The 17,493-nt window shown below is 73.5% G+C and carries 21 protein-coding genes; 8 read left to right on the forward strand and 13 right to left on the reverse strand.

The window, feature by feature from the left end:
• Window positions 1-44: 44 nt before the first annotated feature.
• Window positions 45-455, reverse strand: coding sequence for an organic hydroperoxide resistance protein (locus tag ACIRBX_RS07995; RefSeq protein ID WP_402294498.1), 411 nt, complete (start codon window positions 453-455; stop codon window positions 45-47).
• Window positions 456-576: 121 nt separating this feature from the next.
• Between ACIRBX_RS07995 and ACIRBX_RS08000 the strand changes: the two genes are divergently transcribed.
• Window positions 577-1,047, forward strand: coding sequence for a MarR family winged helix-turn-helix transcriptional regulator (locus ACIRBX_RS08000; protein ID WP_402294500.1), 471 nt, complete (start codon window positions 577-579; stop codon window positions 1,045-1,047).
• Here ACIRBX_RS08000 and ACIRBX_RS08005 read toward each other — a convergent pair.
• Together ACIRBX_RS08005 and ACIRBX_RS08010 are read right to left on the reverse strand one after the other, a co-directional pair.
• Window positions 1,010-1,468 (reverse strand): MarR family winged helix-turn-helix transcriptional regulator, encoded by a 459-nt coding sequence (locus tag ACIRBX_RS08005; RefSeq protein WP_402294502.1) that lies wholly within the window; start codon window positions 1,466-1,468, stop codon window positions 1,010-1,012. The genes ACIRBX_RS08000 and ACIRBX_RS08005 overlap by 38 nt on opposite strands.
• Before the next feature lie 111 nt (window positions 1,469-1,579).
• Complete coding sequence (locus ACIRBX_RS08010) at window positions 1,580-2,425, reverse strand: NAD(P)H-binding protein (protein WP_402294504.1); 846 nt, start codon at window positions 2,423-2,425, stop codon at window positions 1,580-1,582.
• A 105-nt stretch (window positions 2,426-2,530) separates the two neighbouring features.
• Here ACIRBX_RS08010 and ACIRBX_RS08015 point away from each other — a divergent pair, with 105 nt between their 5' ends.
• Both ACIRBX_RS08015 and ACIRBX_RS08020 read left to right on the forward strand, forming a co-directional pair.
• Window positions 2,531-3,013 (forward strand): MarR family winged helix-turn-helix transcriptional regulator, encoded by a 483-nt coding sequence (locus ACIRBX_RS08015; protein ID WP_402294505.1) that lies wholly within the window; start codon window positions 2,531-2,533, stop codon window positions 3,011-3,013.
• 17 nt (window positions 3,014-3,030) lie between these two features.
• A complete protein-coding gene (locus ACIRBX_RS08020; protein ID WP_402294507.1) occupies window positions 3,031-3,564 on the forward strand; it encodes a hypothetical protein in 534 nt (177 codons plus the stop codon).
• Window positions 3,565-3,663: 99 nt separating this feature from the next.
• On the opposite strand, the gene ACIRBX_RS08025 is transcribed toward ACIRBX_RS08020, so the two are convergent.
• Together ACIRBX_RS08025 and ACIRBX_RS08030 are read right to left on the reverse strand one after the other, a co-directional pair.
• On the reverse strand, window positions 3,664-5,082 hold the full coding sequence (locus tag ACIRBX_RS08025) for a glutamate decarboxylase (protein ID WP_402294508.1): 1,419 nt from the start codon (window positions 5,080-5,082) through the stop codon (window positions 3,664-3,666).
• Between the two features lie 168 nt (window positions 5,083-5,250).
• Window positions 5,251-5,742 carry an Lrp/AsnC family transcriptional regulator gene (locus tag ACIRBX_RS08030; protein ID WP_402294510.1) on the reverse strand — a complete coding sequence of 164 codons (492 nt, stop codon included), beginning with the start codon at window positions 5,740-5,742 and terminating at the stop codon, window positions 5,251-5,253.
• Window positions 5,743-5,852: 110 nt separating this feature from the next.
• On the opposite strand from ACIRBX_RS08030, the gene ACIRBX_RS08035 reads away from it, so the two are divergent.
• Window positions 5,853-7,400 (forward strand): histidine decarboxylase, encoded by a 1,548-nt coding sequence (locus ACIRBX_RS08035; RefSeq protein ID WP_402294511.1) that lies wholly within the window; start codon window positions 5,853-5,855, stop codon window positions 7,398-7,400.
• Between the two features lie 76 nt (window positions 7,401-7,476).
• Here ACIRBX_RS08035 and ACIRBX_RS08040 read toward each other — a convergent pair whose 3' ends face one another.
• From ACIRBX_RS08040 to ACIRBX_RS08050, 3 genes are all read right to left on the reverse strand, one after another.
• On the reverse strand, window positions 7,477-8,106 hold the full coding sequence (locus ACIRBX_RS08040; RefSeq protein ID WP_402294512.1) for an isochorismatase family protein: 630 nt from the start codon (window positions 8,104-8,106) through the stop codon (window positions 7,477-7,479).
• Between the two features lie 97 nt (window positions 8,107-8,203).
• The gene (locus ACIRBX_RS08045; RefSeq protein WP_402294514.1) at window positions 8,204-9,190 is read right to left on the reverse strand and encodes a GlxA family transcriptional regulator; all 987 of its coding nucleotides are present in this window, start codon (window positions 9,188-9,190) and stop codon (window positions 8,204-8,206) included.
• 106 nt (window positions 9,191-9,296) lie between these two features.
• Complete coding sequence (locus ACIRBX_RS08050) at window positions 9,297-9,656, reverse strand: MerR family transcriptional regulator (protein ID WP_402294516.1); 360 nt, start codon at window positions 9,654-9,656, stop codon at window positions 9,297-9,299.
• Between the two features lie 54 nt (window positions 9,657-9,710).
• Here ACIRBX_RS08050 and ACIRBX_RS08055 point away from each other — a divergent pair, with 54 nt between their 5' ends.
• Window positions 9,711-10,550, forward strand: a complete 840-nt coding sequence (locus tag ACIRBX_RS08055) for an alpha/beta fold hydrolase (protein ID WP_402294518.1) — start codon at window positions 9,711-9,713, stop codon at window positions 10,548-10,550.
• Window positions 10,551-10,577: 27 nt separating this feature from the next.
• Here the strand turns inward: ACIRBX_RS08055 and argS are convergent, their stop codons facing one another.
• On the reverse strand, window positions 10,578-12,407 hold the full coding sequence (gene argS / locus ACIRBX_RS08060) for an arginine--tRNA ligase (protein ID WP_402294520.1): 1,830 nt from the start codon (window positions 12,405-12,407) through the stop codon (window positions 10,578-10,580).
• 388 nt (window positions 12,408-12,795) lie between these two features.
• Here argS and ACIRBX_RS08065 point away from each other — a divergent pair, with 388 nt between their 5' ends.
• Together ACIRBX_RS08065 and ACIRBX_RS08070 are read left to right on the forward strand one after the other, a co-directional pair.
• Window positions 12,796-13,134, forward strand: coding sequence for an RNHCP domain-containing protein (locus ACIRBX_RS08065; protein ID WP_402295270.1), 339 nt, complete (start codon window positions 12,796-12,798; stop codon window positions 13,132-13,134).
• Window positions 13,135-13,144: 10 nt separating this feature from the next.
• Window positions 13,145-13,567 carry an RNHCP domain-containing protein gene (locus ACIRBX_RS08070; protein WP_402294521.1) on the forward strand — a complete coding sequence of 141 codons (423 nt, stop codon included), beginning with the start codon at window positions 13,145-13,147 and terminating at the stop codon, window positions 13,565-13,567.
• A gap of 332 nt (window positions 13,568-13,899) precedes the next feature.
• Here ACIRBX_RS08070 and ACIRBX_RS08075 read toward each other — a convergent pair whose 3' ends face one another.
• Entirely contained in the window at window positions 13,900-14,916 is a 1,017-nt protein-coding gene (locus ACIRBX_RS08075) for a hypothetical protein (RefSeq protein WP_402294523.1), read from the reverse strand.
• Window positions 14,913-15,257, reverse strand: coding sequence for a PadR family transcriptional regulator (locus ACIRBX_RS08080; protein ID WP_402294525.1), 345 nt, complete (start codon window positions 15,255-15,257; stop codon window positions 14,913-14,915). The genes ACIRBX_RS08075 and ACIRBX_RS08080 overlap by 4 nt, the downstream gene beginning before the upstream one ends.
• Window positions 15,258-15,419: 162 nt before the next feature.
• On the opposite strand from ACIRBX_RS08080, the gene ACIRBX_RS08085 reads away from it, so the two are divergent.
• Window positions 15,420-16,262, forward strand: a complete 843-nt coding sequence (locus tag ACIRBX_RS08085) for an NmrA family NAD(P)-binding protein (RefSeq protein WP_402294527.1) — start codon at window positions 15,420-15,422, stop codon at window positions 16,260-16,262.
• Window positions 16,263-16,360: 98 nt separating this feature from the next.
• Here ACIRBX_RS08085 and ACIRBX_RS08090 read toward each other — a convergent pair whose 3' ends face one another.
• Both ACIRBX_RS08090 and ACIRBX_RS08095 read right to left on the reverse strand, forming a co-directional pair.
• Complete coding sequence (locus tag ACIRBX_RS08090; protein WP_402294529.1) at window positions 16,361-17,023, reverse strand: hypothetical protein; 663 nt, start codon at window positions 17,021-17,023, stop codon at window positions 16,361-16,363.
• A complete protein-coding gene (locus ACIRBX_RS08095) occupies window positions 17,020-17,493 on the reverse strand; it encodes a hypothetical protein (protein ID WP_402294531.1) in 474 nt (157 codons plus the stop codon). Before ACIRBX_RS08095 ends, ACIRBX_RS08090 begins: the two co-directional genes overlap by 4 nt.

The raw sequence follows: 17,493 nt of genomic DNA on the forward strand, positions 1-17,493 counted from the left end.
GGACCGCAGAGGCGGTCCGGGCCTTCCGGCAGGGTGACGGCCGGTCACTCGACGACGAGCTCGACCGGGATGTTGCCCCGGGTGGCCTTGGAGTAGGGGCAGACCTCGTGGGCCTGCTTGACCAGCTGGTGGCCGGTCTCGTTGTCGAGGGTGTCGGGCAGCTCGACCCGCAGCACCACCGAGAGGCCGAAGCCGGAGTCGTCCTTGGCGATGCCGACCTCGGCGGTCACCGAGATGTCGCCGGTGTCGACCCGGGCCTGACGGCCGACCAGGCCGAGGGCGCTGGCGAAGCAGGCGGCGTACCCGGCGGCGAAGAGCTGCTCGGGGTTGGTGCCCTCACCGGTGCCACCGAGGGCCGGCGGCATGGCCAGGGCGAGGTCCAGCCGGCCGTCGGAGCTGACGGCCCGGCCCTCCCGGCCGTTCGCGGTGGCCACGGCGGTGTAGAGCGCGCTCATGTCGAGGTCCCTTCGGTCTGTCCTGCCGGTGGGGTCCGGCGGTTCTCCTGACGGGTTCAAGTAGAGCACGCAATTAAATTGTGCGCAACTGAATCGCGCGGAGTGGCGCTACGCTGGACCCATGAACACGCCGCCCGCCGAGCTCCCGGAGGAGGACTTCCTCCGTCTCGACAGCCAGATCTGCTTCTCCCTGCACGCGGCCTCGCGTGCCTTCAACGGCGTCTACCGGGTGATCCTCAAGGACCTCGGGATCACCTACCCCCAGTACCTGGTGATGCTGGTGCTCTGGGAGCAGGGCGCGCTGCCGGTGAAGCGGATCGGCGAGCACCTGCGGCTCGACTCCGGCACCCTCTCCCCGCTGCTCAAGCGGCTGGAGGCGGCCGGGCTGATCCGCCGTGAGCGCAGCCCCGAGGACGAGCGCTCGGTCACCGTCAGCCTGACCGAGGCCGGTGCGGTGCTGCGGGCGAAGGCGGTCGAGGTGCCGCGCCGGATTCTCGCGGCCACCGGCCTTCCGGTGGCCGAACTCGCCACGCTGCACGCCCAGTTGGCCAAGGTCACGACCGCTCTGGATGCTGCTGCCGCCGAGGGCTGACGCCGCCCCCGTCCTCCTGGTGTCCCGCTCGGCTCAGGTTGCCGACGATCCGCTCCAGCACCCGTACCGTGGTGCGGTAGTCCTGGTCGGAGACGCCCGCCGTGGCGGTGGCCCGGAACGCCGCCACCCGGGTGCCCGCCTCGGCCAGGCAGCGGCTCCCCGTATCGGTGAGGGCGAGGTGCCCTGCGGCCGGCCGGGTCAACCAGCCTGTGCGGAGCAGGAGTTCGATGGTCTCGGTGAGCTCGCTCGGGGTGGCGTTGGCCGCCAGTTCGGCGTGCACGGCCCGGTCGGTGGTGGACTCGCGGGCGGAGCCGAGCAGCTGCCAGCCGAGGCGGGTCAGGTCGTGGTCGGCCAGCAGTTCGTCCATCCGGAGGGTGAGCGCCCGGTCGGTGCGGTTGAGCCAGTAGCCGATCGGCTTCACGGGGGGCTCCTTCGAGCGGTCGATGCGGAGGTCGGTCCGTACGGGGTGTGTCGGGGTGTGTCGGTCGGGGCCGGCTGCGTCGGTGCGTCGGTGCGTGCAGGTGTCGGTGTGTCAGTGCGGCGCGAAGGCGGCGGCGTTCTCCCGGGCCCACTGGTGGAAGGTGCGGGCGGGGCGGCCGAGCAGGGTCGCGGTGGTGTCGTGGACGGTGGCCGGCCGGCCGTCGGCGGCGGCCCAGAGGTCCAGGAGGGCCGAGACCATGGTGTGCGGCCGGTACCGGGACATCTGCGCCTCGGCCTCGGCGCGGCTGACGCGCTCGATCTCGATGGGGTGGCCGCCGGCCTCGGCCAGTACGGCGAGCTGGGTGCGGAAGCTGAGCGATTCGGGGCCGGTCAGGGTGACGGAGCGGCCGGCCAGCGGGCCGCCGGTGAGGGCGTCGAGGGCGAGGTCGGCGAGGTCCTCCGGGTGGATCGGGGCCGTCTCCGCGTCCGGGTAGGCGAGCGGTACGGCGAGGGCGCGGCCGGCCAGGGGTGCCCAGCCGAGGGCATTGCTGGCGAAGGCGTCCGGACGCAGGAAGGTGCTGGGGACCCCGGCGGCCGTCAGGGCCTGCTCGACCCGCAGGCTGTGCCCGGCCAGCGGGTCGGCGGCGGCGTCTGGGCCGGTGACGGTCGATGAGGAGAGCAGCACGGCGTGCTCCACCCCGGCCGACTCGGCGGCCCGGATGAACGCCGTGATGCCGGCCGGCTCGGGGTAGAGGAAGACCTGCCGCACGCCGCGCAGCGCGGCCTCGAAGGTCTCCGGCCGGTCCAGTGCGAGCTCGGCGGTCTCGACGCCGGCGGGGGCCGTGATCTCGGTAGGCACGGAGCCGGCGGCGCGTACGACGTGGCCGGTGGCGGCCAGGCGGGCGGTGACGGCGCGGGCGACCCTGCCGCGGGCGCCGGTGACGAGGACGGTGGACATGAGGGCTCCCTGGTGATTGCTCGCTGAAGACATATGCATGCTTGCATGCATGTATCTGTGGGTCAACACATTCCTTCACGAGGGCATCCGGTTTACGATGGCGCCATGACCAAGCACCAGGCGGACGAGGCCGAAGCGCTGCTCGACGCGGTCGGCCCGGCCTTCGGCAAGCTGCGGCGCTCCTCCCTGCTGGAGGTCGCCGAGCCGATCTCCCCCAAGGACCTGTCCCGCACGCTGGTGCTCAACATCGTGCTGGAGGCCGAGCAGGACGACGGCCGCGAGGTCACCGTCGGGGCGGTGGCCGAGCACCTCGGAGTGGACCCGTCGGTGGCCAGCCGGATGGTCTCCGACTCGATCGGCGCGGGCCATCTGGAGCGGGGTGCCTCGCAGCAGGACGGCCGCCGCAGCGTGCTGCACCTCACCGATCAGGGACGGGAGTTGATGGCCCGCTTCCGCCGTCACCAGCGCGCCGCCTACGACCAGATCACCGCCGACTGGAGTGAGCGGGACCGGGTCGAGCTGGCTCGGCTGATGCTCCGTTACGTGTCCTGCCAGGAGGCGCTGCGCGGGCGGGCCAAGGGCGCTTGACCGGGGTGGCCTTCCTGGTGGAGCCGACCTCTCGGCACGATCTGGTGCGGGTCCTGGTCACCGGGCGGCCGCGGCCGCAGCACCTCCGGGCAGTGGTCCAGGAGGTCTACTCCGCACGGGAGTTCTGGCTGCGCCCGGGGGAGGACTTCGAGTTCGTCCACCGGTCGACCGCCTGGGCGCAGCACGCTCCGGAGCCCGGTGACGAGGTGCTGCTCTTCCTCGCCCCGGTCCACGGCCGCTGGTACCAGGACACGCGTGGCAGCGACCTGACGGTGGACGGCTCCGGTGCCCGGCTGCGCTACCGGGCCGAGCACGCCGCCGTGCTGGGCTCGGCGGAGGTGCCGGCCGTGCTCCGGGAGGGCTGCCTGCCGCACCCGGAGCGGCCCGGGTACGTCACCTTCGACCGGGTGCTGATGGAGGCTCACCTGCGTGCGGTGATCGCCGGCGCGGGGCTGCCGACCGCGCCGTGGTCGGGCCGGCAGCGGCGCGCCGAGGCCGTCAAGCGCCGCTGGCCGCGCCTGCGGCTGCGCTGGTCGGACCTGCTGCGCTGACCTGTAGCCGTAGCCGTAGCCGTAGCCGTAGCCGTAGCCGTAGCCGTGCCCGCGCCCGCCGTAGCGCCAGCGGCGGTGCCGAACGCGGCCGGGCGCGCGTCAGTGCCGGAAGCCGCTCCGGTCCGCGTCGGCCGGGCCGCCCTGGGTGAGGTGGGCCACGGCGTCGCGGATGTCCCGGGCGAGCAGGGCGATCTCGTCACGGCCGACGCCGTGCCGGACCAGCACCCGCTGGATCACCGTCTCCTGCCGGTCGGCCGGCAGCGGGTAGGAGGGCACCTGCCAGCCGCGCATCCGTAGCCGGTCGGAGAGGTCGTAGAGGCTGAAGCCGGCCGTGGCCGGGTCGGTGAGGGTGTAGGAGACGGCGGGCAGTGCACCGGTGCCGTCGTAGAGCAGCGTAAAGGGGCCCAACTCCGAGATCTCCCCGGCCAGTTGGCGAGCGGTGTCGGCGCACGCCTGCTGCACCCGGCGGTAGCCGCCCCGGCCGAGTCGCAGGAAGGCGTAGTACTGCGCGACCACCGCGCCGCCCGGGCGGGAGAAGTTGAGCGCGAAGGTCGGCATGTCGCCGCCGAGGTAGGAGACCCGGAAGACCAGCTCCTCCGGCAGGAGTTCGGCGGTGCGCCAGACGGCCCAGCCGACGCCCAGCGGGGCCAGGCCGTACTTGTGGCCGGAGGCGTTGATCGAGGCGACCCGGGGCAGTCGGAAGTCCCAGACCAGGTCGGGATGGAGGAACGGGGCCACGAAGCCGCCGCTGGCCGCGTCCACGTGCACCGGCACGTCGAGGCCGGTCTCGGCCTGGATGCGGTCCAGCTCGGCGGCGAGCTCGGCCACCGGTTCGTAGTCGCAGGTGTAGGTGACGCCCATGATGGCCACCACGCCGATGGTGTTCTCGTCGACGTACTCGCGGAGCTGGTGGGGCCGCAGGCCGGTGGCACCGGGCTCCAGCGGCGCCTGGCGCAGCTCCACGTCGAAGTACCGGGCGAACTTCTCCCAGCACACCTGCACCGGCCCGGCCACCAGGTTCGGCCGGTCGGTGGGCTTGCCCTCCCGGCGGCGGCGCTCCCGCCAGCGCCACTTGAGGGCCAGCCCGCCGAGCATCGCGGCCTCGCTGGAGCCGGTGGTGGAGCAGCCGACGGCGGTGCCGGTGCCGGATCCGGATCCGGTGCCGGATCCGGTGCCGTCGGCCGGGGCGTGCCAGAGGTCGGCCAGGATGTTGACGCAGCGGGCCTCGATCTCCGCCGTCTGCGGGTACTCGTCCTTGTCGATCAGGTTCTTGTCGAGGCACTCGACCATCAGCCGCCGGACCTCGTCATCGGTCCAGGTGGTGCAGAAGGTGGCCAGGTTCTGGGCCGCGTTGCCGTCCAGCAGCAGTTCGTTGTGGAGCAGGGCGTAGACCACCTCGGGCCGGGAGTGCTCGGCGGGCAGGTGGTGCTTGGGCAGCACGGCCTCGCTCAGCGGCGAGGCGAACACGTCCGTGGCCCCGTCGTACGTGCCGGGCTCCCGTACCTCGTGCAGCGCCATCGCTCTCCCTCTCCACCGGACGAACCGTCACCAATCGGACCATACGGTCACGGAGGACCCCGCGAAACCGGGACTACTCCTCGGGGCCCGGCCGGAGGACGCCGACGCCCTGCGGTCCGAGCCGCGCCGGCGCCCGTCGCGGGGGCGGTCCGGAGGGCTGACGGTCGGTCAGTCCTCCGGGGTGAGGTAGTGGCGGCCGGGTATCTGTTCGAAGATCAGGTTGGTACGGGTCTGGGCCACCGCCGGATGGGTGGTCAGGTGGTCGACCACGAAGTCGCGCAACCCCTCGGGGCCGGCCACGCCGACGTGCAGCAGGTAGTCGTCGGAGCCGGCCATGTGGAAGACGGCCAGTACGCCGGGGAGGCCGGGGGCGGCGTTGCGGAAGCTCTCGTTCTGCTCGCGGGTGTGCGCGCGCAGCCGGACGGAGATCATCGCTTGGAGCGGCAGCCCGATCGCGGCCGGGTCCACCTCGGTCCGGAAGCCCTTGATGATGCCGCGCTCGCGGAGCGAGCGGACCCGGGCCAGGCAGGTCGAGGGTGCGATCCCGACGGCCTCGGCGAGCGCGTTGTTCGGGGTGCGGGCGTTCTCCACCAGGACCCGCAGGATCGCCTGGTCGACCGCGTCCACGGGGCCCCGGGCGGGCTGACGATAATTCGGCACGCCCCCCAGGGTCGGGGGCCCGGCCGCTGATCCGCAAGCTCCCACGACCGGATTCCGAATATCGTTCGGATCACTTTCGGTGGATCATCGGAAAACTCCATCCTGGCCGTATGAGCAGCCCCGCCGTCGCCCGGCACTCCGACCCCGCGACCGGCCCGGACCCCGAGCCCGAGGCCGCCGACTTCGCGATCCCGGCCGCCGGGCTGCCCGACGCGGAGCGGCTGCGCGCGCTGGACTCGATGGACGACTACCTGACCCGCAAGCGGCAGCACCTGGTCGGTTACCAGGCGACCCAGTCGATGGCGGGCAGCGCGCTCGACCTGGCCCGCTTCATGATGAGCAACATCAACAACCTCGGGGACCCGTTCCAGAGCGGCGGCTACAAGCCCAACACCAAGGTGGTCGAGCGTGCGGTGCTCGACTACTACGCCGGGCTCTGGCACGCGGGCCGCCCGTACGACCCGGCCGACCCGGACTCGTACTGGGGCTACATGCTCTCGATGGGCTCCACCGAGGGCAACATGTACGCGCTCTGGAACGCCCGCGACTACCTGACGGTGCCGGGCTCGCCCGCCCCGGTGGCGTTCTACTCCGAGGACACCCACTACTCCTTCGCCAAGGCCGTCCGGGTGCTCGGCGTCGCGACCTTCCACGCCGTCGGCTCCGAGCTCTACCCGGACGAGTGCCCGCTCGGCGGTGCCTGGCCGACCGAGGTGCCCTCGCTGGCCGGGCCCTCCGGCCACTCCTGGGACGGGCCGGGGGCGATGGACCCGGAGCGACTCGCCCTGCTGGTGGAGTTCTTCGCGGCCAAGGGCCATCCGGTCTTCGTCAACTTCAACCTGGGCAGCACCTTCAAGGGCGCGCACGACGACGTGCGCGCCGCCGGTGAGCTGCTGCTGCCGGTCTTCGAGCGGCACGGGCTGATGGAGCGCCGGCTCGCGGACGGGACCGTCCGCCGGGGCTTCTGGATCCACGTGGACGGTGCGCTCGGCGGCGGGTACGCCCCCTTCCTGCGGATGGCGGCGGCCGACCCGCAGACGTACGGCTGGCGGCCGGAGCACGACCTGCCCGAGTTCGACTTCGGGCTGCGGCTGCCGACCGCCGCGCACGGCGAGCTGGACTTCGTCTCCTCGATCGCGATGAGCGGCCACAAGTGGGCCGGGGTGCCCTGGCCCTGCGGGGTCTTCATGACCCGGACCAAGTACCAGTTGGAGCCGCCCACCCGGCCCGAGTACATCGGCGCACCCGACTCCACCTTCGCCGGCTCGCGCAACGGCTTCTCCCCGCTGGTGCTCTGGGACCACCTCTCCCGGCACTCCTACCAGGACCAGGTGGACCGGATCCGGGAGTCGCAGCAACTGGCGGCCTACCTGGAGCGCCGGCTCGGCGAGTTGGAACGGGAGACCGGGGCCGAGCTGTGGACGGCGCGCACGCCCGGCGCGGTGACGGTGCGGTTCCGTCGGCCCGGGCCGGAGCTGGTGGCCAAGTGGTCGCTCTCCTCCGAGAGCCTGCTCACCGTGCCCGGCGATCCGGCCTCCCGGCGGGACTACGTGCACGTCTTCCTGATGCCCTCGGTGGACCGGGCCAAGCTGGACGCCCTGCTGGCCGACCTGGCCGAGGACCCGGTCTACCGCGCGGCTGCCACGGCCGCACGGTAGATCCGGGTGGCCCGGCCGGGCCCGTCGCCTTGGCCGGACTGGTGCTCCTGGCGGTCCTGATGGTCCTGGTGGTCCGTCAGGCGGGGAGCGCCTCGACGGTCGGGACCACGGTGCCGAACAGGTCGGCGACGGTGGTCAGCGCTGCGGCCTGCAGCGTCCCGGCCGGCACCACGGAGCCGTCCGGTCCCGGCAGCGCGCGGGTCGCGGTGGCCTCGGCCACCACGGTCGGCCGGTAGCCGAGGTTGAAGGCGCCCTGGGCGGTGAAGTTCACGCACATGTGGGTCATGAAGCCGGCCAGCACCAGGGCCTTGCCGTCCTCCGGGGTGGCCCCCAACTCGCGCAGCACGCGCTCCAGTTCGGTGCCGTGGAAGGCGTTCGGCAGCTGCTTGACCACGACCGGCTCGCCCGCCGCCGGAGCGACCTCGGGGCTGATCGCGCCGATCTCGGCCCGGATGTCGTACGGGGTGCCCTCGCCGCCGTCGTTGACGACGTGGACCACCGGGGTGCCCAGCTCGCGGGCCCGGGCCAGCAGCCGGGCGCCGGCGGCGAGGGCCGGTTCGGCGCCGTCCAGCGCCATCACGCCGGAGCGGTAGGTGTTCTGGAAGTCGATCAGGACCAGGACGGACTCGCTCAGCCGGGGCGCTGCGCCGTCCAGACCGATGACGTCGCGGAGGGTGGTGGAGGGGGTTGCGGTGCTTGCGGACATGGTGGATTCCTGACTTTCCGTGAGAAAAAGGGCATGGCAGGGCGCGGCGGTCCTCGCCCGGTGGTGCGTGGTGGTCGCGGTAGGCGCGTGGTGGGGGTCAGTCGGTGCGGAAGCGGCGGCGGTAGGCCGCCGGTGTGGTGGCCAGCTGGCGACGGAAGGCGCGGTGCAGACTCTCGGCCGAGCCGAAGCCGGCCGCCGAGGCGAGCCGTTCCAAGGGCTCGTCGGTGCTCTCCAGCAGGCGGCGGGCAGCCTCCACCCGGGCGGCCTGCACGTAGTCGGCCGGGCTGGTGCCGGTCTCCTGCTTGAAGACCCGGGCGAAGTGACGCTCGCTCAGGCACATCCGGCCGGCCAGTGCGGCGGCCGACAGGTCCTCGTCCAGGTGGTCGGCGATCCACAGCCGCAGCTCGTCGAGGTCCCGTCGGGCCGAGGCCGGCCGGGACAGCGGCACCGAGAACTGGCTCTGGCCGCCCTGCCGCTTGAGGTACATCACCAGCTGCCGGGCCACCGCCAGGGCGACCTCCTCGCCCTGGTCCTCGGCGACCAGCGCCAGCGTGAGGTCCAGGCAGGCGCTGATCCCGGCGCCGGTCCAGATCCGGCCCCGGTCGGTCCGGACGAAGATCGGGTCCGGATCGACCGTCACCTCCGGGTGCTCGGCGGCCAGTTGGGCAGCGGTCGACCAGTGGGTGGTCGCGGTCAGCCCGTCCAGCAGCCCGGCCGCGGCCAGCACGTGCGCGCCGACGCAGACCGAGGCCACCCGGCCGGCCCGGGGCGCGGTCTCCCGCACCCAGGCCACCACCCGGGGATCGTTCGCCGCCACCGGCCCGTCGGCGGTCACCTCGACCGCCCCCGGCACCAGCAGCGTGTCCACCCGCCCCGTGACCTCGGCGAACGCCAGGTCGGTGGCCAACCTCACCCCCGCGGAGGTCCGCACCTCCCCGGGCTCCGGCCCGGCCAGCTCGACCCGGTACCCGGCCCGCCCCCCGGTCTCCCGGTTGGCCAGCGCGAACACCTCGGCCGGACCGGTCACGTCGAGCAGGTCGACGTCGGGGAAGACCGCGATCACGACGCGGTGCGGAGTGGACATGGCTCCATCCTGGCCCCGCTCCCGGATGGCGGCAATGACGATTCCCTGTCAGATCCGGACACGGGTGGCCGGGGTGGCCGAGGTGGCCGGGGGCGTGGGCGTGGGTTCAGCCGGCCCGGTCGGCGGTCGCGGTGCGCTGGGCGGTCAGCAGCTCGTGCTGGTGCCGGAGCCGGGTGATCTGTTCGGCCAGGCTGTCGAGGCGGTCGTCCAGGACGTTCAGCGACCGGGTGCAGGGGGTGACGCCCGGAGCCTCGTCGTGGGCGCAGGGGAGGAGCCGCCCGATCGCCTCGGTGGGCAGGCCGGCGGCGAGGAGGTCGCGGATGCGGCGGACGGTGGGCACGTCTTCGGGGGCGTAGGCGCGGTAGCCGTTCGGGTCCCGGGTGGGGTGCAGCAGGCCCTGCTCCTCGTAGTAGCGGAGCAGCCGGGACGGGACTCCGGTCCGCCGGGACAGTTCACCGATCCGCATGCCGCGCCCTTCGGGTTGACCTTCACACTGGTGTGAGTACCTAGCGTGGCCGCCATGACCGCTATTCCGGCCGCCCAGGCCCACTCCGCGCCCGCTGTCCCGTCCACGCACACTGCCCCCTCCGCCGTTCACTCCGCCCCGTACGTCCTGTCCACCGTCGTCACGGGCACCGGCCCCGGTGTTCTGCTCGCACACGGTGCGGGCGGCGGCGTGGCCGAGAACTTCGGCCCGCTCGCGGCGGAGCTGAGCACCCGTCACACCGTGGTGGGCCCCTCCTACCCCGGGGACGACCGGCCGCTCGACCTGGACCGGCTGGCCGACGCGGTGGTGGCGAGTGCCGTCGACGCCGGGGTGGAGGCCTTCACCGTGATCGGCTACTCGCTCGGTACCGCCGTGGCCGTCCGGGCCGCGGCCCGGCACCCCGAGCGGGTGCGCGGGCTGGTGCTGGCGGCCGGCTTCGCCCGCGCCGACAACCGCCTGCGCCTGGGCATGCGGGTCTGGCAGGACGCCCTGGCGCGCGGCGACCGGGAGGCGTTCGCCCGGATCGCCCTCGTCCTCGGCTTCGGTGCCGATCTCGTCAACTCGCTTCCCGAGGAGGGCTTCCCGGCGCTGGTCGAGCAGATCGCCGCTGCCGTCCCGCCCGGCACCGCCGCGCAGGCCCGACTGGTGGCGGAGGCCGACACCACCGCCGACCTGGCCGCCCTCGCCGTCCCGGTGCTGGTGGTCAACGCCACCCGCGACCTGCTGGTCGATCCGGCCAACTCCCGCGCCCTGGCCGCCGCCATCCCCGGCGCGGAGTACGCGGAGCTGGCGACCGGCCACCTGCTGATGGCCGAACGGCCGCACGAATGGCAGGAGTTGGTCACCGGCTTCCTGGCCCGGCACGCGCTCTGAGAGCTCGGGAGCGCTCTGAGGATGCGGCTACATCCGGTCCGGTGCCCGGAGGCCCAGCAGGTCGAGGCCCCGGGCCAGGGTCGCGGCGGTCAGCCGGCAGAGGGCCAGCCGGTTGGCCCGGAGCTCCGGGGTGGAGGCCTGGAGGACGGGGCAGTGGCGGTAGAAGTCGGTGAGGGTCTTGGCGAGGGCGAAGAGATAGCCGCAGAGCCGGTGCGGCTCCGACTCGGCCGCCACCTCGCGCAGCACCGCCTCGAATCCGTCGAGCCGCAGGATCAGCGCCCGTTCGGCCGGGTGCAACGGGAGTGAGGTGTCCACACCGGTCTCCGGCCGGTCGGCCGGGGCCTTCCGGAGGATGGCCCGGACCCGGGCGTGGGCGTACTGGAGGTAGACGCCGGTGTTGCCCTGGAGCGAGACCATCCGGTCGACGTCGAAGACGTAGTCCTTGGCCCGTGAGGTCGACAGGTCGGCGTACTTCACCGCGCCGATCCCGGCCGCCCGGACCACCTGCTCCAGTTCGGCCGCCGACAGCCCGTGCACCTTGTCGGCCACCGCCTGCCGGGCGCTCTCCACCGCCGCGTCCAGCAGTCCGGCGAGCCGGACGGTGCCGCCCTCCCGGGTCTTGAACGGCTTCCCGCCCGGGCCCATCACGGTGCCGAACGGGACGTGCACCGCCTCGGCCCCATCGGTCAGCCAGCCGGCCCGCCGGGCGGTCTCGAAGACCATCCGGAAGTGCAGGGCCTGCCGGGCGTCCACCACGTAGAGGATCCGGTCGGCCCGTAGCTGCCGCACCCGGTGCCGGAGGGTGGCCAGGTCGGTGGCGGCGTAGCCGTAGCCGCCGTCCTGCTTCCGGACGATGAGCGGGAGCGGCAGGCCGTCCGGGCCGGTCAGGCCGTCGAAGAAGACGCAGAGTGCTCCATCGCTCTCCACCGCGATCCCGGCTTCGACCAAATCACCGACCACATCGGCCAGTTGGTCGTTGTACGCGGACTCGCCGACCGAGTCCGCCGGGGTGAGCAGCACGCCGAGCCGGTCGTAGAGCTGCTGGAACGCCCGGGACGACACCGCGACCAGCTCCCGCCACACCGCGAGGGTCGCCGGGTCGCCGGACTGCAGTGCGACCACCCGCAGCCGGGCCCGCTCGGCGAACTCCCGGTCGCCGTCGAACTCCTGCCGCGCGGCCCGGTAGAGGGCGTCCAGCGCCGACACCTGCCGCCCCGGGTCGTCCGCTGCCGGGTCGTCCGGTGCCAGGTCGTCCGGTACGGGGCCGCCCGGTGTCGAGCTGCCCCGTACCGAGCCGCCCTGCCAGGTCGCCGCCGCCTCCGGATGCTCGTCCAGGTACTGGATCAGCATGCCGAACTGGGTGCCCCAGTCGCCGAGATGGTTCTGCCGGATCACCTCGCCGCCCAGGAAGCCCCGCACCCGGGCCAGCGCATCGCCGATCACCGTGGTCCGCAGGTGGCCGACGTGCATCTCCTTGGCGATGTTCGGCCCGGAGTAGTCGATCACCGTCCGGCTGCCGGCCAGTGGCAGGCCGACGCCGAGCCGGTCGTCCGCCAGCCGCTCGGCCAGCTGGCCCCAGAGCGCGGCGTCGGCCACCGTCAGGTTCAGGAAGCCCGGCCCGGACAGCTCGGCGGTGAACGTGCCGCCGTCCAGGGCGGCCAGCAGCTCCGCACCCAACTCCCGCGGTGCCCGGTGGAGTTCACCGGCCAGCGCCAGGGCGGCGTTCGACTGGAAGTCGGCGTGCTCGGAGGGCCGGACCAGCGGGTCGCGCGCCTCGGCTCCGCGGGGCAGGACGCGGGCCATGGCGGCCGTCACGACGTGCTCCGCAAGTCCGGTCACTGCGACTACCCCGGTCATCGGTTCGTCCCTCTCCGCGTCCGCCGGGCTCGCGCCCGGTCCGGCTGCGCACCGTATCCGACCTGCGGCGTCCCGGGCGACCGGAAATCGCTGGTGCCCGGCGCGGGGGTCTTGTTAGCGTGGCCGCTCCGTCGGAGACGTCCAGTGGCCACCGTGGCCGGAAAGTGGGGAAGTGTATGACCCGGACCGCGCCGAGTGCGCCTCGCGGTAACGCGTAACTCCCGCTCCCCGTCGCCGTCCTGAGGACCGGCGAGCACCGGACGGGGTACCCCTGTCGAGGCCGCTCGGCCTGCTCTTGCTGTCATCACCGACTCATCGGCAAGGAGCACCCCGGGTGTCCAACTCCCACTCCCACTGCACCACTTCGCCCATCACCGTCTCCGGCACCATGAAGACGGCCACCTTCGGCTGCGCCTGGTGCGGGCTGACCGTCACCACCTTCACCGCCGACGGCACGCGGCGCAACCACTGCCCGTCCTGCCTGCAGTCCCGGCACGTCCACGACCAGGCGGAGGGCGGCCCGAGCGACTGCCACGGCCGGATGACACCGATCGCCATCGCGGTGCTGCGCACCGGCGACTGGATGGTCGTCCACCGTTGCGTCCGCTGCGACGAGCTGACCTCGAACCCGGTCTGCCCGGACGACAACCAGCTCATCCTGATGCGCACGGCGGTCCGGCCACTGGCCCAACCTCCGTTCCCGCTGGAAGCGTTCGGCGCGCTCTGAGGAGGTCGGCATGCCACGACACGGCAACGCGAACCGGCGCCCGCAGCGCCCCCAGCGCCACAAGGACGTGCTGCACGGCCTCGGTAGCGGCCACCGGGCGAACGACTTCCGGTGCGTCTCCTGCCGCCTGGACGTCCCGCTGGCCGCCCCCGGTACCGCCCACCGCAACCACTGCCCCAACTGCCTGGCCAGTCTCCACGTGGACCGCCGGGTCCCGGGTGACCGGGCGGCCGACTGCCGGGGCCGGATGGAGGCGCTGGGCCTGTCCGTCCGGGCGGACGGGGAGTGGCTGATCATCCATCAGTGCCTCTCCTGCGGCGAGTTGAGCGCCAACCGGATCGCCGGCGACGACAACCCGCTCCCCCTGCTCCGCCTCGCCGTCCGCCCGCTCCGGGCCGGTCGCCGGGCGGAGCGGACCCTGCTCGACCTCTGACGAGGCCGGCGGTGGGGGCGCCCCCCCCCGCGGGGGGGGCCCCCCCCCCCCCCCCCCCCCGGGGGGCCCCGCCCCCGGGGGGGGGGGGGGGGCCCCCGGGGGGGCCCCCCGCCCCCCCCGGCGCGCCGGGGCCTGCTGGCCGGGGGGGGGGAGGGGGGGACCGCGGTGGGGCCCGGGAGCGCCCGGGGGCCGCGGGCGGGCCGGGCCGGCGGCCACGGGTCGAGCCGGGTGGAGCGGCCGGGGCCGCCACCGACCGGTCCGTCGACCACCGCCGGCATGCTCGGCCGTACGGTGCCGGACCGTGCCCGCCGGTGAGTGGAGCCGACGGCTCCTCAGGCCAGGCCGCCCGGGCCGGACGTTTCGGTCGTCCGCCGGGCCCGCCGGGCGAATTGGGCCACCAGGCCGATCGTCAGGGCGAGGCCGAACGGTGCGAGCGCGGTCTCCAGGATTCGGAGCAGGTGCCCCAGCTCTGAGCGGCCGAACAGCAGTGCGGTCGGCACGAACAGCAGCCAGGGCAGCACCCCGAGCGCGATCCCGGCCGCCCGCAGCAGGTCCGGCCGACGGGCGGACAGGTGGAGTGCCAGCAGGACCGCCGCCGCCGCGCACTGCAGGGTCGGCTGCCGCAGGCCGATCGGGCCACCGGTCAGCAGCACCCCGAACCGGTCCGCCGCCGTCAGCGGCAGTGCGACGGCCAGCGCGAGGCCGGCCGTCTCCCACCTGCCGCGGCGGCCCGAGTCGACCTGGCCGGCCGGAGCCAGCAGCAGCACCAGGGCCGTGAGGGCCGGCCCGGCGGCCTCGCCGACCGTGGATGCCCGGGGCGGGCCGAAGAGCGTCAGCAGCATCGTGCCGTGCACCAGCGCGCCCAGCAGGCCGGCCTTCCGGGCCACCCGCCACCGGCCCATGACGGCCGCTCCCAGGGCCACCAGCCACGGTGCGGCGACCGCCGTGAACAGGGCCACAGCGAGGAGGTCGGCGCCGAGGTCGTGGCTCGGGTACGGCTGGCGGAGCCGGAGGACCAGCTCGGGGATCCGGGGCATGACCAGGTACAGGGCCAGGCCGGCCGAGACGGCGAGGGTGACGGGGGCGGCACCGGCCAGCACCCGGCCGGTCGGGTCGTCGGCACTGATCCGCAGCCGCAGCCGGAGCGCGTGCCTGGCCAGGTCCGTCCGCTCCCGCAGGATCTGACGGCGGGTCATCCCCTCGGTGGTCTCGGCGAACACGGCCGCGATGTCCTCGCCGTGGGCGGCCCGGTAGGCGGCGGGGTAGAGCCCCATCAGCAGGCGTCCGGCCTGCGGGGCCGTACGGCTTCCGGCGCGGGCGGTCGGCCCGTCCGGGTGGCTGCCGCTCATGCGCCGGCTCCGTTCGGGCGCAGCCGGACGGCGAGCCGCCGTTCGGCCTCGGTGACGGCCGCGCGCAGCCGGCCGGTCTCCTCGGCCAGCACGTCCTGCCCCTGCCGGGTGAGGGCGAAGGTCCGGCGCAGTCGCCCGCCGACCACTTCCTCGCTCTCCACCTCGATCAGGTGCTGGTGCAGTAGGCGGTCGAGCGCGGTGTACAGGGTCCCGGTGCTGAGCCGGGTGCGGCCGGCCGAGATGGCCAGCACCTCCTGGATGATCGCGTAGCCGTGCCGCGGGGCGTCGGCCAGAGCGGTGAGCACCAGTCGGGTGGGTTCCTGGAGTTGACGTTCCGTCATGGGGCCGAGCATAGGTGGAGCTTCGCCATATGTCGATGATTTACCTATGGAGTCAGGACGGCCCTCGTGGTCGGGCATAGCGGACGGTTCCTGACCTAGATGGCCTCTACTGTCCTTCTCGTAGGCACTGACCAGCACGGTGATTTCCGGGGAGGAACCCTCATGATTCTGGTGATCGGCGCGACCGCACACTTCGGACGGCAGACGGTGGAGGCGCTGGCGGCGGCCGGGCGGCCGGTCCGGGCCCTGTCCCGTACCCCCGAGCGGGCCGGGCTGCCGGCCGGCGTCGAGGTGGTGCGCGGCGACCTGGCCGAGGCCGCGACCCTCGGTGCGGCACTGGACGGCGTCACCGAACTCTTCCTGGTGCTGCCCTACGGCCTGGACGCCCGGCCGCTGCTGGACCAGGCGGTCCGGGCCGGGGTGCGGCAGGTGGTGTTCCTCTCCTCCGGCGCCGTGGTCGGCGACGGCGCGGACCCGCAGCCCGACGTGATCGCCGCGTACCACGCACGGGTCGAGCGCGAGATCCGCGCCACCGGCCTCGACTGGACCTTCCTCCGCCTCTTCTTCCCGGCGATCAACTCCCTCGCCTGGGCGATGCAGTTGGGCGCCGGTGACGTGATCCGCGGCCCGCACGCCGCAGCCGCCGCCTCGCTGGTGCACGAGCGCGACGTCGCCGAGGCAGCCGCCGCCGTCCTCGGTGCCTCCGGCCACGCCGGCCGGGTCTACGAGCTGACGGGCCCCCAGTCGCTCACCCAGACCGAGCAGGCCGCCGTCCTGGGCCGGGCCCTCGGCCGCCCGCTCACCTTCGAGGAGGTCCCGCACGAGGCCGTCCGCGCCCAGCTCAGCCGGTTCATGGACCCCGACTTCGTCGCCGCCCTGCTCGACCTGATGGCCGACACCACCGGCAAGCCGGCCCTGGTCAACGACACCATCCACACCCTGACCGGCCGTCAGCCCCGCCCGTACACCGAGTGGACCACCGACCACGCGATGGACTTCAGCTGATGCGACACGTTCGACCGGACGGTGTTCGGTGAAGGCGACCGGAGGGCCCGCTCTGACGCGGCTCTCCGGTCGCCGCACCGTGCGGAGCCCGCGAGTGGTCAGATGCGGTCCTTCCAGTTCCGGATCGCCTGGTCGAGGCGTGACCGCAGCCGGTCGGCCGCAGGCGTCCCGGGCAGGAGCTCGGAGTAGGCCTCGCTGGGGCGCTTGGCGATGAGCCCCGCGAGATTGGCCGAACTCTTCGAGGGATACACCAACGAGCTGTTCTTCTCGCCCAGTTCCTGCGCGAGGCCGAGGAAGGCCCGGCCGATGCCAAGGGACGGTGAGGCACTGTAGTGCTTGGCTTCGATCGCCGCGACCAGCTTGCTGTTCCGGGGGTGGACGAAACCCTGCCGGCTGCGCTCGGCCTCCTGGTGATCGAGGATCGCGACATCGCACTCGTGAGCCACCTTCGACCGGCCGGCGACGACGAAGACGCCCAGGTGCACTTCGAGTTGCTTCGAGGTACCGGGGAAACTGACCAGTGCGTAGGTGAAGTTGCCGGACCAGATGTTGCCCGGAGCCCGGCGGAAGCGGAGGGCGGGTGCCGGATCGATGCCGTTCTGGGTGAGCAGGACGGTCCCGCCGGCGGCCCCTGCGGCATCGAGGCACAGCGCGAGCAGGGACGCCTCGTAGAGGTCGGACTCGTCCGCGCCGTTCCGGTACACCTGCTGCAAGGTGCCGATCGCCTTCTCGATGGCGGCCACCAGCTCGGCCTTGGTCATCGCACGACCTCCGTGGGTGCGTCCGGGTCCGAATCCAGGAGTTGCCGGACGACGAGCAGCGCCTGGTGTGCCTGCTCCGTCTCCGCCTGTAGGTCGATGTGGGAGATCTCCTCGAGCTCGGGATCCCCGAACTCGACGTCCGTCTCCATCCCGCGTGCCAGGGCCATGCTCAGCGCGGACCTCCGCGTCGCGTACATCGTCTCGGCCAGCGTGAGCAGGGCCTCGCGGACCAGCTCCAGGCGTTCCTCGCCGGTGTACGGGATCACGGCGACATCGCTCTTGCCGAGTGGTGGCAGCTCCGTCGCGGCCAGGCGGCTGGCCCGCTCCTCGTACTGGCCCTCGTCCCGGAGTTCCTGCCCGGAGACGACGCGGCCGTGGCGGACCTCCTGTTCCACCTGGTCGGCCAAGCCCGGCATCCTGCCCCGGAGCCTGTCCAGGATGTCGCTGTACTGGTCGTCGATGACGGCCAC

The organism is Kitasatospora sp. NPDC096147, assembly GCF_044763225.1.
GTDB lineage: Bacteria > Actinomycetota > Actinomycetes > Streptomycetales > Streptomycetaceae > Kitasatospora.

Bases quoted from the DNA above. Each gene is read 5' to 3' on its own strand.
- ACIRBX_RS07995 (WP_402294498.1), bottom strand. From the start codon at position 455: ATGAGCGCGCTCTACACCGCCGTGGCCACCGCGAACGGCCGGGAGGGC.
- ACIRBX_RS08000 (WP_402294500.1), top strand. From the start codon at position 577: ATGAACACGCCGCCCGCCGAGCTCCCGGAGGAGGACTTCCTCCGTCTC.
- ACIRBX_RS08010 (WP_402294504.1), bottom strand. From the start codon at position 2,425: ATGTCCACCGTCCTCGTCACCGGCGCCCGCGGCAGGGTCGCCCGCGCC.
- ACIRBX_RS08015 (WP_402294505.1), top strand. From the start codon at position 2,531: ATGACCAAGCACCAGGCGGACGAGGCCGAAGCGCTGCTCGACGCGGTC.
- ACIRBX_RS08025 (WP_402294508.1), bottom strand. From the start codon at position 5,082: ATGGCGCTGCACGAGGTACGGGAGCCCGGCACGTACGACGGGGCCACG.
- ACIRBX_RS08035 (WP_402294511.1), top strand. From the start codon at position 5,853: ATGAGCAGCCCCGCCGTCGCCCGGCACTCCGACCCCGCGACCGGCCCG.
- ACIRBX_RS08040 (WP_402294512.1), bottom strand. From the start codon at position 8,106: ATGTCCGCAAGCACCGCAACCCCCTCCACCACCCTCCGCGACGTCATC.
- ACIRBX_RS08045 (WP_402294514.1), bottom strand. From the start codon at position 9,190: ATGTCCACTCCGCACCGCGTCGTGATCGCGGTCTTCCCCGACGTCGAC.
- ACIRBX_RS08050 (WP_402294516.1), bottom strand. From the start codon at position 9,656: ATGCGGATCGGTGAACTGTCCCGGCGGACCGGAGTCCCGTCCCGGCTG.
- ACIRBX_RS08055 (WP_402294518.1), top strand. From the start codon at position 9,711: ATGACCGCTATTCCGGCCGCCCAGGCCCACTCCGCGCCCGCTGTCCCG.
- argS (WP_402294520.1), bottom strand. From the start codon at position 12,407: ATGACCGGGGTAGTCGCAGTGACCGGACTTGCGGAGCACGTCGTGACG.
- ACIRBX_RS08065 (WP_402295270.1), top strand. From the start codon at position 12,796: ATGAAGACGGCCACCTTCGGCTGCGCCTGGTGCGGGCTGACCGTCACC.
- ACIRBX_RS08070 (WP_402294521.1), top strand. From the start codon at position 13,145: ATGCCACGACACGGCAACGCGAACCGGCGCCCGCAGCGCCCCCAGCGC.
- ACIRBX_RS08075 (WP_402294523.1), bottom strand. From the start codon at position 14,916: ATGAGCGGCAGCCACCCGGACGGGCCGACCGCCCGCGCCGGAAGCCGT.
- ACIRBX_RS08080 (WP_402294525.1), bottom strand. From the start codon at position 15,257: ATGACGGAACGTCAACTCCAGGAACCCACCCGACTGGTGCTCACCGCT.
- ACIRBX_RS08085 (WP_402294527.1), top strand. From the start codon at position 15,420: ATGATTCTGGTGATCGGCGCGACCGCACACTTCGGACGGCAGACGGTG.
- ACIRBX_RS08090 (WP_402294529.1), bottom strand. From the start codon at position 17,023: ATGACCAAGGCCGAGCTGGTGGCCGCCATCGAGAAGGCGATCGGCACC.